This window comes from uncultured Ruegeria sp. (assembly GCF_947504215.1).
GTDB lineage: Bacteria > Pseudomonadota > Alphaproteobacteria > Rhodobacterales > Rhodobacteraceae > Ruegeria.
Genome location: NZ_CANNGO010000001.1, coordinates 863470 through 876115, shown reverse-complemented (window position 1 = coordinate 876115; position 12646 = coordinate 863470). Strand labels below are relative to the sequence as shown.

11 protein-coding genes and 1 tRNA gene are annotated in these 12646 nt (G+C 56.5%); 9 read left to right on the top strand and 3 right to left on the bottom strand.

Going from position 1 to position 12646, the window contains the following annotated elements; genetic code table 11:
• Positions 1-48 precede the first annotated feature (48 nt).
• Positions 49-243 (bottom strand): SlyX family protein, encoded by a 195-nt coding sequence (locus Q1B21_RS04300; RefSeq protein WP_299077126.1) that lies wholly within the window; start codon positions 241-243, stop codon positions 49-51.
• Positions 244-400: 157 nt separating this feature from the next.
• Between Q1B21_RS04300 and hisS the strand changes: the two genes are divergently transcribed.
• From hisS to hisG, 3 genes are read left to right on the top strand one after another with little or no spacing between them, the layout of a single operon-like run.
• Positions 401-1888 carry a histidine--tRNA ligase gene (gene hisS, locus Q1B21_RS04295; RefSeq protein ID WP_299886304.1) on the top strand — a complete coding sequence of 496 codons (1488 nt, stop codon included), beginning with the start codon at positions 401-403 and terminating at the stop codon, positions 1886-1888.
• A gap of 3 nt (positions 1889-1891) precedes the next feature.
• Positions 1892-2977 carry an ATP phosphoribosyltransferase regulatory subunit gene (locus Q1B21_RS04290; RefSeq protein WP_299886301.1) on the top strand — a complete coding sequence of 362 codons (1086 nt, stop codon included), beginning with the start codon at positions 1892-1894 and terminating at the stop codon, positions 2975-2977.
• A complete protein-coding gene (hisG, locus tag Q1B21_RS04285) occupies positions 2977-3666 on the top strand; it encodes an ATP phosphoribosyltransferase (protein WP_299886297.1) in 690 nt (229 codons plus the stop codon). The genes Q1B21_RS04290 and hisG overlap by 1 nt, the downstream gene beginning before the upstream one ends.
• Before the next feature lie 2 nt (positions 3667-3668).
• Here hisG and Q1B21_RS04280 read toward each other — a convergent pair whose 3' ends face one another.
• On the bottom strand, positions 3669-4100 hold the full coding sequence (locus Q1B21_RS04280; protein ID WP_299886294.1) for a DUF1489 domain-containing protein: 432 nt from the start codon (positions 4098-4100) through the stop codon (positions 3669-3671).
• 126 nt (positions 4101-4226) lie between these two features.
• On the opposite strand from Q1B21_RS04280, the gene Q1B21_RS04275 reads away from it, so the two are divergent.
• Positions 4227-4332, top strand: a tRNA-OTHER gene (locus Q1B21_RS04275).
• Between the two features lie 28 nt (positions 4333-4360).
• Positions 4361-6643 carry an adenosylcobalamin-dependent ribonucleoside-diphosphate reductase gene (locus tag Q1B21_RS04270; protein ID WP_299886291.1) on the top strand — a complete coding sequence of 761 codons (2283 nt, stop codon included), beginning with the start codon at positions 4361-4363 and terminating at the stop codon, positions 6641-6643.
• 190 nt (positions 6644-6833) lie between these two features.
• Here the strand turns inward: Q1B21_RS04270 and xylB are convergent, their stop codons facing one another.
• Positions 6834-8270, bottom strand: a complete 1437-nt coding sequence (gene xylB / locus Q1B21_RS04265) for a xylulokinase (protein WP_299886288.1) — start codon at positions 8268-8270, stop codon at positions 6834-6836.
• 123 nt (positions 8271-8393) lie between these two features.
• Here xylB and Q1B21_RS04260 point away from each other — a divergent pair, with 123 nt between their 5' ends.
• The 4 genes from Q1B21_RS04260 to Q1B21_RS04245 all read left to right on the top strand — a co-directional run bounded on the left by Q1B21_RS04260 (position 8394) and on the right by Q1B21_RS04245 (position 12641).
• Positions 8394-9419 carry a LacI family DNA-binding transcriptional regulator gene (locus Q1B21_RS04260; protein ID WP_299886285.1) on the top strand — a complete coding sequence of 342 codons (1026 nt, stop codon included), beginning with the start codon at positions 8394-8396 and terminating at the stop codon, positions 9417-9419.
• A 92-nt stretch (positions 9420-9511) separates the two neighbouring features.
• Positions 9512-10816, top strand: coding sequence for a sugar ABC transporter substrate-binding protein (locus tag Q1B21_RS04255; protein WP_299886283.1), 1305 nt, complete (start codon positions 9512-9514; stop codon positions 10814-10816).
• A 115-nt stretch (positions 10817-10931) separates the two neighbouring features.
• Positions 10932-11798, top strand: a complete 867-nt coding sequence (locus Q1B21_RS04250; protein WP_298933653.1) for a carbohydrate ABC transporter permease — start codon at positions 10932-10934, stop codon at positions 11796-11798.
• Positions 11799-11810: 12 nt separating this feature from the next.
• Positions 11811-12641, top strand: coding sequence for a carbohydrate ABC transporter permease (locus Q1B21_RS04245; protein WP_299886279.1), 831 nt, complete (start codon positions 11811-11813; stop codon positions 12639-12641).
• The last annotated feature ends 5 nt before the right edge of the window (positions 12642-12646 follow it).

Sequence of the window (12646 nt, the reverse complement as noted above, 5' to 3'; positions counted from 1 at the left end):
AACATCCACGCTCTGAGTGTTGTACAACTCCTTAAATTCACCGCACCTTCAGTAATGCGGTGGGCGTTCGTCACCCAAGACGATACCGCCTGTTCCTTCCTGAGCCCGTTCCCCTTCGCGTCGCATCAGGATCTCAACCCGGCGGGTCAGGTTATCAATCTCGTCCTGTTGCCGGGTGACAATTGCGTTCAAGTCTTCAACCGTACGGGTCAGATGGGCGATCTGTTCTTCCAGATGCTGCATATCGGGTTCCTGTGGGGGCTTGTGTCTGTCTCGCTCATAGCGGCCCGGCAGGCGCATGACCAGTGAAACCGAGCTGTGCGGCCGCGCGCTGGCTTGCCCCGATCCCGGCCATGGGATAGACCGCGCGCGGAACGACTAACTCCCAAGGACGCCCCAAATGGCCAAGCCCAAGAAACAGCCCCGCCCCAAGGCCATCACGCCTAAAGGGTTCCGCGACTATTTCGGCCAGGAAGTCACGCAGCGCACCGAGATGCTGCGGGCCATTGCGGACGTCTATCATCGCTACGGATTTGACGCGCTTGAAAGCAGCGCGGTTGAAACGGTTGAGGCGCTGGGCAAGTTTCTGCCCGACGTAGATCGCCCGAACGAGGGTGTGTTTGCGTGGCAGGAAGTTGACGAGAATGACAAGGGCGACTGGATGGCCCTGCGCTATGACCTGACCGCCCCTTTGGCGCGCGTTTATGCGCAGCACCGTAACGACCTGCCGACGCCTTATCGTCGCTATGCGATGGGCCCCGTCTGGCGCAACGAAAAACCCGGGCCAGGGCGGTATCGTCAGTTTTATCAATGCGATGCGGATACGGTAGGCACGGCCTCAATGGCGGCTGATGCCGAGATCTGTGCGATGCTATCGGATACGCTGGAAACCGTGGGTATTCCGCGCGGCGACTATTTGGTGCGCGTCAACAACCGCAAGGTTTTGAACGGTGTACTTGAAGCAATGGGGCTGGGCGATGATGTCGCTGCCCGCGACAACGTACTACGCACCATCGACAAATTCGACAAAGTCGGAGAAGCCGGGGTGCGCGAGTTGCTGACCAAGGGTCGTCTGGATGCGTCGGGCGCGTTTATCGACGGTGTCGGCCTCAGCGATGATCAGGCGGAACCTGTGATTGCGTTCCTGACCTCCAAAGCTACGGATACCGCGGGAACACTGGCCAATCTGCAGGCTGCTGTGGGTGATAGTAAGATCGGCGCGGATGGTATTGCCGAGCTCGAACAGATTGGTGCGCTGTTGGCTGCGGGTGACTATGGCGCGGATCGGATTGAGATCGATCCATCGGTCGTCCGTGGCCTCGGCTACTACACCGGGCCTGTGTACGAAGCCGAACTGACCTTTGAAATCTTCGACGAAAAAGGCCGCAAACGGCAGTTTGGGTCCGTCGCAGGCGGCGGTCGCTATGATGATCTGGTGAAACGCTTTACCGGACAAGAAGTCCCGGCAACTGGTATTTCTATCGGAGTTGATCGGCTACTGGCCGCCCTGCGCGAAAAGGGTCGTATCAGTGCCCAAGCCACTGGACCTGTTGTCGTGACCGTCATGGATCGTGACCGTATGGCAGACTATCAGGCAATGGTGGCTGAACTGCGCAATGCTGGCATTCGCGCCGAGGTCTATCTGGGAAACCCCAAGAACTTTGGCAATCAGCTGAAATATGCAGACAAGCGCAATTCTCCGATCGCCGTGATCGAAGGTGGTGACGAAAAAGCGGGTGGCATCGTGCAGATCAAGGATTTGATCCTGGGTGCAAAGATTGCCGAAAGCGCCACGCTGGAGGAATGGAAAGAACGCCCCAGCCAGTTCGAAGTGCCGCGCGGCGATTTGGTCGCCAAAGTGCGCGAAATTCTGGACAGTCAGGACTGAGCGATGCCCAACCGTTCTCAGATACAGGCCCGTTCTGCGGCGATGCGCCTGCGGTTCGAGGCCGCCGGGGCGCGGGTTGTGGACCCGCCCTTGCTGCAACCGGCTGAGACGTTGCTGGACCTTTATGGTGAGGACATCCGCGCGCGCGCCTATGTCACCTCCGACGCTCTGCGGGGCGAACAGATGCTGCGCCCCGATTTCACTCTGCCCGTTGTTCAGATGCATATGAACGAAGGCGCAGAACCCGCGCGATATACCTATTCAGGTGAGGTCTTTCGGCGGCAGGAACATGATCCCGACCGGGCGAACGAATACATTCAGGTGGGCTACGAAGTATTTGATCGCGACGATCCCGCTGGGGCCGATGCAGAAGTCTTTTCGCTTTTTGCCATGCAGTTGCGCGGACTACCTTTGCGTGCCGCCACAGGGGATATCGGCATACTGACGGCTGCGGTGCAAGGATTGCGCACAACGGATCGGCGCAAGGCCGCGTTGATGCGGCATCTTTGGCGCCCCCGCCGGTTTCGCACTCTGCTGGATCGGTTCGCAGGGCGGAAACCTGAGCCGGAACACAGAGCAGGTCTTTTGGATGCGAAGGATCCGATGGCATATGAGATGCCAATGGTCGGCAAGCGGCGCGCCTCGGAAATTGAAGCGCGGATACAAGCGCTGCGCGAGGATCGTGAGACCCCACCCATTTCTGACACCGAGCTTGCGGGTCTCGAGTCCTTACTGGCCGTGCGTGAAACCATTCCGTTTGCGTTGGAACAATTGCGTGATGTAGCAGTGGATCTACCGCAGATAACGCCAGCCCTGGACCGGTTGGAGCGTCGGATTGCAGCGCTTCAGGCGCGGGGTGTTGATGTCGAAAAGCTGGATTTCGAAGCGGCTTATGGCCGGACCTCCATGGAGTATTACGACGGGTTTGTCTTTGGGTTTTATGCCGAAGGTCGTCCCGACCTGCCTCCGATTGCAACGGGCGGGCGGTATGACGCCTTGACGCGCCAACTGGGCAAAGGGGCAGAAATCCCAGCCGTCGGTGGCGTGCTCCGACCGGACCTGATGCTTGAGATCGAGGGGGTCGCCTGATGAGCCTGAAACTTGGCGTGCCATCCAAGGGTCGTTTGATGGAAAAGACCTTCTCGTGGTTTGAAAAGCGTGGCATCACCTTGTCGCGCAGTGAATCCGAGCGGGAATATGCGGGCAAAGTCGATGGTATCGACGGAGTTTCTCTGGTTCTGATGTCTGCAGGTGAAATTCCGCGCGACTTGGCTTCCGGGCGCATCCACCTTGGGGTTACGGGCACAGATCTTGTGCAGGAAAAGCTGCCGCGTTGGGAACAGCAGGTCGAAGAGGTTTCTCCTTTGGGCTTTGGTCAGGCTGATCTGATTATCGCGACGCCTGCATGTTGGGTTGATGTGGATACACTGGATGATCTGGACGCTGTCGCAGCGGCGTTTCGCAAAACTCACGGACACCGATTGAGGATTGCGACAAAGTACCACCGCCTGGTTCGGGAATTTCTGTCTGACGCTGGGGTGTCTGATTTCACCCTTGTCGACAGTCAGGGCGCAACCGAAGGCACGGTAATGAACGAAACAGCTGAGGCGATTGCGGATATCACCTCGACCGGGGAAACCTTGCGGGCCAACCACCTGAAAATCCTGTCTGACGGGCTGATCCTAAAATCACAAGCAACGTTGTGGCGTAGTCGAATATCCAAATACAGCGCCGCAGAAAAACAAGTTCTGACAGACCTGCTGGATCGGCTTGGCTAAGGCTACAGCACGCCGATTTCAGCCAGCGCACGATTAAGGTCATCGGGCAAGGCATCGTCCTGAGATCGACCCTTGGGCAGATCCGGAGGGGTGTCTTCGGGTTTCAGATAGCGCCAGCCTTGAAACGGCCGTTTTTGTGCGTTCTGGGTGCGATGCACTTCGGGCTCCAATACAATTGCGCAGCGGCGGATACCGTCTTCGCCTATGACCTCATCCAACCTCAGAATGCGCTGGCGACATTGAACCACGCCTTTGATCACCCAATAGATTGATCCACCGTTCAGAATCTCGGCCTCACGCTTGGGCCACATGCGGGTGACATGACGCGGCAATCCGTCCTCATAAAGCGGTTTACGGCTGTCTTGCCATTCGATCAGTGTGTCGACGCTTTCCGACCCAACTGAGAGTTTTATGAGGTTTAAGTACTTATCCACAACTTTCCCACAGAGTCGTCCCGAAACCCGTCTTTATATTGTAGCTCATGATCTGTCGTCATCAAGGTGTTGTGGCTTCGGGCGCGGCTGCTGTATTGTAAGTATCTGTCGACGAATCGACGGAATCGTGGCGTAGCTCAAAGGATAGAGCGCCTCGCTTTCGAGTAGTCCAGGGTTGCACCGGGATGCTACGGCGAGGAAGTTGTGGGTTCAAGTCCCGCCGCCACGTCCAATTTCACTATTTTGCTACTGGAGCACCAATGAGCCGCTTTGCCGCCCCCATCGCCGAGCAGATCTGGGACATGAAATACCGCTTCAAGCAAGCGGATGGCACGCCTATCGACCAGACGGTTGAAGACAGTTGGCGACGTATTGCGCGCGATCTGGCCCGGGTGGAACAAAACCCTGCGCATTGGGAAGAAAAGTTCTACGCGGCATTGGAAGATTTCAAATACCTGCCCGCCGGGCGCATCACTGCGGGCGCGGGTACCGCGCGGCAGGTAACGTTGTTCAATTGCTTTGTCATGGGCACGGTCCCAGACAGCATGGGCGGTATCTTCGACATGTTGAAAGAGGCCGCTTTGACCATGCAGCAGGGTGGGGGGATCGGATACGACTTCTCGACCATTCGCCCGCGTGGCGCTGACGTGCATGGGGTGGCCGCCGATGCGTCGGGTCCGTTGAGCTTTATGGACGTGTGGGACGCGATGTGCCGCACCATAATGTCCGCCGGGTCGCGCCGCGGTGCGATGATGGCGACGATGCGGTGCGATCATCCGGATATCGAGCATTTCATAACCGCCAAATCCGACCCGGCCCGCCTGCGCATGTTTAACATGTCGGTGCTGGTGACCGATGCGTTTATGGAAGCGGTCAAAGCCGATGGCCCTTGGGAACTGGTGTTTGGTGACAAGGTCTATCACACCGTCCAAGCCCGTGACCTTTGGAACAAGATCATGCAGGCGACCTATGACTATGCCGAGCCGGGCGTGATATTCATCGACCGCATCAATGCAGCCAACAACCTAAGCTATGTCGAAACCATTTCAGCGACGAACCCCTGTGGTGAGCAGCCATTGCCGCCTTACGGCGCTTGTCTGCTGGGGTCGATCAATATGGCACGTCTGGTTGCAGAGCCGTTTGAGCGCAGTGCGCATTTGGACGAGACCGCGATGCAGGACCTTGTCGCCACTGCCGTCAGGATGATGGACAACGTGGTGGACGCGTCGAAGTTTCCACTGCCTGAGCAAGCGGCTGAAGCTCAGGCCAAACGGCGCATCGGGCTCGGCGTGACCGGTCTGGCGGACGCGCTGTTGATGCTGGGACTGCGCTATGGGTCCGACGAAGCGGCGCGTCAGACCGAGCGCTGGTTGCACGCGATTGCTCGCGCCGCGTATCTGGCGTCGGTCGATTTGGCGCGCGAAAAGGGGGCCTTCCCCCTGTTCGACGCCGAGAACTATCTGGCCAGCGGTACCATGCAGCAGATGGATGACGACGTGCGCGACGCGATCCGCGAACATGGCATTCGCAATGCTCTGCTGACTTCGATTGCGCCGACAGGGACTATTTCGTTGTACGCCGGGAACGTATCTTCCGGAATCGAACCTGTCTTTGCCTATGCCTACACGCGCAAGGTGCTGCAAAAGGACGGCTCGCGCACCGAAGAGGAAGTGGTGGACTATGCCGTGCAGATGTGGCGCGATAAGTTTGGTGAAGCGGAACTGCCAGACTACTTTGTGAATGCACAGACCTTGTCGCCGACGGATCACGTCAAAATGCAGGCGGCGGCGCAAAAATGGATAGACAGCTCGATCTCTAAGACGATCAATTGTCCCGAAGACATCAGTTTCGATGCGTTCAAAGACGTCTACATGCAGGCGTGGGATCAGGGCTGCAAAGGCTGCACCACCTATCGCCCGAATGACGTGACCGGATCGGTTCTGACCGTATCAGAGAGCGAAGACAAGGTGCCGGGCGAAAGTGCTGACGCGCCCCACCAGGTTGATGGCGGCGAAGTCGTTTATATGTCCGAACCGCTGGATCGCCCTCAATCACTGGAGGGGTCGACCTACAAGTTGAAATGGCCGGATAGTGAGCATGCGATCTATCTGACTATCAACGATATCGTCATCGGTGGGCGCCGACGCCCGTTTGAAGTGTTCATCAACTCGAAGAACATGGAGCACTATGCCTGGACTCTTGCGCTGACCCGTATGATTTCTGCTGTGTTCCGTCGTGGCGGGGATGTTTCTTTTGTTGTCGAAGAACTGAAGGCTGTTTTCGATCCGCGCGGTGGGGCTTGGGTCAAAGGCAAGTACATCCCTTCGATTTTGGCCGCGATTGGCGGGGTGATCGAACAGCACATGGTCAATATTGGCTTTCTTGAGGGCGAAGGCATGGGTCTCAAGTCTGACCCACAGGCGCAAGTGGTGAACATGGATGCGCCACGCGGCAAAGCATGCCCATCGTGTGGTCAATTTGACATGGTTATGATTGAGGGCTGCATGACCTGCCGCAGTTGCGGGCACTCGAAATGTGGTTGACCATTTGTAGATGCATGTTTGTTTCGGGGTGCATAAAGAACCCATATGGGCGAATTCTTCGCCCATATGCCAAGTGATTGCCGCCCGTGATCAAGTCAGCCTTTGAGTTTTTTGTAAGGATCTGGTTCACGTTGTTGGGGGCGGGCTGGGCAGGTGAACGACAATCACCTGCTAAACGCGAGATATATGTCTAAACCTCGGTTCTAATCGTTTGATAGAACGAACGGAACTTGTGCAGCCGGTCAAGCAGGGCTGGCGTTGCTTCAGGTTCAAAAGCCCCTATCTCCGAGGGGTGCTCTTCCAGATCGGCGATGCATAGCGTTTTATCGCCGCAAGCCGCCAGCTTTGCTGCCCCCATCGCCGGTCCCGAATCTGCCCCATCAGGCCGAACAATGGATCTCTCGGTGACAGTGGCGATCAGGCTCAGGAGCAGGTCGCTTCGACTGCCGCCTCCAATTGCGGCCAGTTCGGACAGGTTTGACAGAGTATCGCCAAAACTCTCAGCCGCGTCGGCGAAACAGAAAGCAACAGCTTCCACAACCGAACGACAGATTTCTGCACGCGTCGTCGCATCTTCGAGGTCAAAAAAACAAGCTCGGATGTGTGGGTCCCCATGAGGGCTGCGCTCGCCAGTCAGATAAGGGAGAAAAATAGGCACGCGATCGGTTGTGACAGTTTCCGCCAGAGCCACAACCTCGGCCGCCGACAGGTCTAGCTGCCCTCCGATCCACGATATGGGTCTCGCGCCATTCAGCATCGCAGCCATCTGATACCAACGGTCTGGCAGAGTATGCGCAAATGCGTGCACAAATTTCTCGGGGTTGGGTTTGTATGCTCGACCGGCAACAAAGAGCTGGCCGGATGTCCCTAGTGAGATGAAGCCCCGCCCCGGCTCTGTCGCGCCCAGCGATACGGCGCCTGTCGCCGCATCGCCGCCGCCCGCGACGACCGGTACACCAACTCGAAATCCACTTTTCGCAGCGGCTTGAGGGGTTACCGCGCCGACGATGTCGTGACCGTCAAATATTTGTGGAAGCCAACTTGTATTCACGTCCGCGGCCTCGGCGATCTCACTGCTCCAGGCGCGCGCGGCCTGATCCAGCCATAAGGTTCCGGCGGCATCTGATGTGTCTGTCGCCAACTCGCTGTGAAGACGCAAACCAACATAGTCTTTGGGCAGCAGTATCGACGCAATGCGATTGTAGTTTTCAGGCTCGTTTTGCTTTAGCCACATGATCTTGGGCGCCGTAAAGCCAGGCAGCGGGAGGACACCTGCTATTTGACCGATATCCTGCACGGCTCCGCGGAGTTGCTCGCACGCGTTCGCAGCGCGGCTGTCATTCCACAATATCGCAGGCCTGATAGGCCGCTGATCGGTGTCGAGCAGAACTGCGCCATGCATTTGGCCAGATAGCCCAATGGCTTTCACGTCAGACAGATTGATTTTGTCGCTCAACTGTCGCAACGCATCGCACGTCGCCTGCCACCAGATATCGGGGTGCTGCTCGGACCAACCCGGCTTGGGCGAAGATGTGTCCAGATCAGCGGATGCCGCGGCCAGGATCTTCACCCCGTCAGTACAGACAACTTTTACGGCTGATGTGCCGATATCAATACCTGCGTACATATGAAACCTGTAGTCTTGCGAAGTTTCTGCGACAAGGGTCCCGCTGTTGATTTTTTTGTCGCGCGCAAAGAATATGTAAAAAGTGGTAAGATCGCGACGGTGCGAATCCGCAGGTTAGAGAGCATGACAAAAATTAGAAACATGGAAGAATTTGCCGCGGTCAGTGGTCTCTCTCGACCTACGGTGTCGAAATACTTCCACGACCCAGATAGCGTTCGGGCGACAACCCGGGCTCGTATCGAGGAAGCGCTGGAACGGTTCGACTATCGTCCGAACATCTACGCAGTGAACCAAAACAGAAAGCTGACAAAGAATATTGGGATCGTGGTGCCCTATCTCGCAGACCCGTTCTTTGCAGAAATCGCGCGGTACCTTGAGCAAAGCTGTATCGCGGCGGGCTATCGCCCCTCACTTTTCAGCTCGCATGGCGAACACAAACTGGAAAATGAAATTTTAGACAGCTTGCGATCATTGAAACCCGCAGGCGTACTGCTTGCGCCCTTAGGCAGAGCATCGGACCGCTCAGCGATTGAGAAATTTTGCGAAAACGTTCCTACCGTCTTGTTTGACAGCAATCTTGAAGGGCTTGGCGCGGCCTTCATTGGGTCTGACAACTTCAGTTTTGTATCGCAGACGGTCGAATACATGACCCGAACGGGCGAACCACCATCTTTCTTCGAAATGCGCACCCCTGCAAACCCGAACGCCAATAAGCGGCGCAAGGCATACATTGAGGTGATGGAGCGGCTTGGGTTCGAGCCGCATGTAGTCAAGATCGATGGCGAAGGTTGGGCCTTTGAAGAGATCGGGCGCAAAGGAGCGGCCAAGGTTTTGGGTCGTCGGGAGCTGAAAACAAACTCGGTTCTGTGCAGCAATGATCGTCTGGCGATTGGCTTTCTTTCGGCTTGCTATGAGATGGGGATTCGGGTGGGCCGCCGTGAAGATTGCGCATTGCGGGTGGCATCAAACGATAACCATCCCTTCTCGCGATTCACCTGCCCGTCGCTGACAACCGCTGCACATGACTATGACAATGTGGCTGGTCGCAGTGTGGAAACCCTCTTTGAACTCATTGAAAACGGAGGGAAACTTGGAAATCGGACAGAAACCTTGTTTCCTGCACGGCTGGTTTTGCGGGAATCTGCATAGGAAAAATTTGACGCGCGTAAAGTTTTTATTGACGGCGCGGCAACTTCTCAACTACGATTGCTGTACGACATCCAAGCTCAGGGAGGACAGGGATGTATTTGAGAAACGCACTTCGTGCGGCGACTGCAATGACACTCGTCGCAACGACAGCAGCTCATGCGGATACCTTAACAATAGCGACCGTGAACAACGGCGACATGATCCGGATGCAGGGCTACACAGACAATTTCACCGAAGCGACCGGTATCGACGTTGAATGGGTGACACTGGAAGAAAACGTGCTGCGTCAGCGCGTAACCACCGACATTACCACCAAGGGTGGTCAGTTCGACATCATGACCATCGGCATGTACGAGACGCCGATCTGGGGCGCGAATGGTTGGCTGGTACCGCTGGATGGCCTGTCGGCAGAATACGATGTGGATGACATCCTGCCCGCAATGCGCGGCGGTCTGAGCAATGACGGTACGCTGTACGCGGCTCCATTCTATGGCGAAAGTTCGATGGTGATGTATCGAACCGACCTGATGGAACAGGCTGGTATGGAAATGCCCGACGCGCCAACCTGGCAGTTTATCCGCGAAGCAGCGGCCGCTATGACGGATCGCGACAACGACATCAACGGCATCTGCCTGCGTGGTAAGGCCGGTTGGGGTGAAGGCGGTGCGTTCATCACTGTGACAGCAAACTCGTTCGGTGCGCGCTGGTTTGATGAAGACTGGAAGCCCCAGTTCGATCAGCCTGAATGGAACGATGCGCTGACGTTTTTCGTTGACATGATGAATGAATCTGGGCCTGCGGGTTATGCGACCAACGGGTTCAACGAAAACCTGTCGCTGTTCCAGCAGGGTAAGTGCGGTATGTGGATCGACGCCACCGTCGCGGCGTCCTTCGTGACAAATCCTGACGATTCGACTGTCGCTGACAAGGTCGGCTTTGCGCTTGCTCCGAACTCGGAAGGCGTTGACAAGCGATCCAACTGGCTCTGGGCCTGGGCTCTGGCCATTCCGGCAGGGACCGAGCAAGCAGACTCAGCCAAGCAGTTCATCGAGTGGGCAACTTCGAAAGACTACATCGAATTGGTCGCCGAGAACGAAGGTTGGGCCAACGTCCCACCAGGCGCACGCACCTCGCTGTATGAGAACCCAAACTACCAAGAGGTTCCGTTCGCCCAAAAGACACTGGAGTCGATCCTGTCAGCTGATCCGAACAATCCGACTGTAAAGCCAGTGCCTTACGTTGGTATTCAGTTCGCTGCGATCCCTGAGTTTGCGGGCATCGCAACACAGGTAAGCCAAGAGTTCTCGGCAGTTTATGCCGGACAACAGACGGTAGAAGAAGCACTTGCTAAAGCGCAGGCCTTCACCTCCGAAGAAATGGAAGCCGCAGGGTACTGAGGCTTTCTCCCAGGCGGGTGGGCAGCTCTCTGCTCACCCGCTCCCAACACACTACTTCCACAACTCGCGTTTTTCTCGCAGGCTGACACGCGCCTGAACAGAGAGGTCTTGCGTCATGGCTACTCAACATTCCCGATCCGTTGCTCGCCTGATGATGGCACCCGCAGTGGTCCTGCTGCTTGGCTGGATGCTCGTGCCGCTGACGATGACACTGTACTTTTCCTTCAAGAAATACCTGCCGCTTCGCGGTGGTGATCTGGGCTGGGTTGGTTTCGACAACTACGTTCGGTTCGTATCCTCCAGTTCCTTCTGGCCCGCGGTTCAAGCGACATTGGTGATCGTTGGCGGCGTGCTGGCGATTACGGTCGTCCTGGGCATTCTTCTGGCGATGCTGCTGGATCAACCCATGTGGGGCCAGGGCGTTGTCCGTATCCTTGTTATTGCGCCGTTCTTTGTCATGCCGACTGTCTCAGCCTTGGTCTGGAAGAACATGTTCATGGACCCTGTGAACGGGTTGTTTGCCCATCTCTGGCGCTTTTTCGGCGCAGAACCCATTTCGTGGCTGTCCGAAGCTTCCATGCCCTCAATCGTGATGATCGTCTCGTGGCAATGGTTGCCTTTCGCGACGCTGATCCTGCTAACTGCAATCCAATCGCTGGATAGCGAACAGCTTGAAGCTGCTGAGATGGACGGTGCACCACCGCTAAAGCGCTTCTATCACATCATTCTGCCGCATCTCGGTCGCGCCATCACGATTGTGATCTTGATCCAGACGATCTTCCTACTGTCGATCTTCGCCGAAATTTTCGTGACCACCGGCGGCGCTTTCGGCACCCGCACACTCACCTACCTGATCTTCCAACGTGTTTTGGAAAGCCAGAACGTTGGCCTTGGATCAGCCGGAGGTGTCTACGCAATCATCTTAGCCAACATCGTTGCGATCTTCCTGATGCGCATCGTCGGCAAGAACCTGGACGCGTGAGGAGACAAAACCATGGCCCGCGCCGTCACGACACAACGCAAGACCTTTAACACAGCCTTAGCCTGGATTGTCGGTCTACTGATCTTCTTCCCAATCCTCTGGACCATACTGACCAGTTTCAAGACTGAGGCGCAGGCAATTGCCAGCCCACCGATCTTCTTGAACTTCGACTGGACGCTCGAGAATTATGCCATCGTGCAGGAACGCTCTGACTATATGCGGTTCCTTTGGAACTCGGTAATTATCGCAGGCGGTTCGACGATCCTAGGTGTGATCATCGCCGTGCCTGCCGCGTGGGCAATGGCTTTCGTGCCCTCCAAACGCACTAAGGACATCCTGTTGTGGATGCTGTCCACTAAGATGCTACCTGCGGTGGGCGTGCTCTACCCGATCTATCTGCTGTTCATCCGGTTGGGGCTGCTGGACAGCCGCGCGGGGCTTGTGGTTGTGCTGATGCTCATCAACCTCCCGATCATCGTCTGGATGCTTTACACCTATTTCCGCGAAATTCCGGGTGAAATTCTGGAAGCGGCACGGATGGACGGGGCGACATTGAAAGAGGAGATCCTCTATGTCCTGACACCTATGGCCATTCCCGGCATTGCCTCGACGGTTTTGTTGAACTTCATCCTTGCTTGGAACGAAGCGTTCTGGACGCTCAATCTGACGGCTGTCAATGCGGCACCCCTTACAGCTTTTATCGCCAGCTATTCCAGCCCCGAAGGTCTGTTCTTTGCCAAGCTTAGCGCGGCCTCGACTATGGCGATTGCACCAATCCTGATCCTTGGCTGGTTTAGCCAGAAACAACTTGTCCGAGGCCTGACCTTCGGCGCTGTGAAATAAGGAAC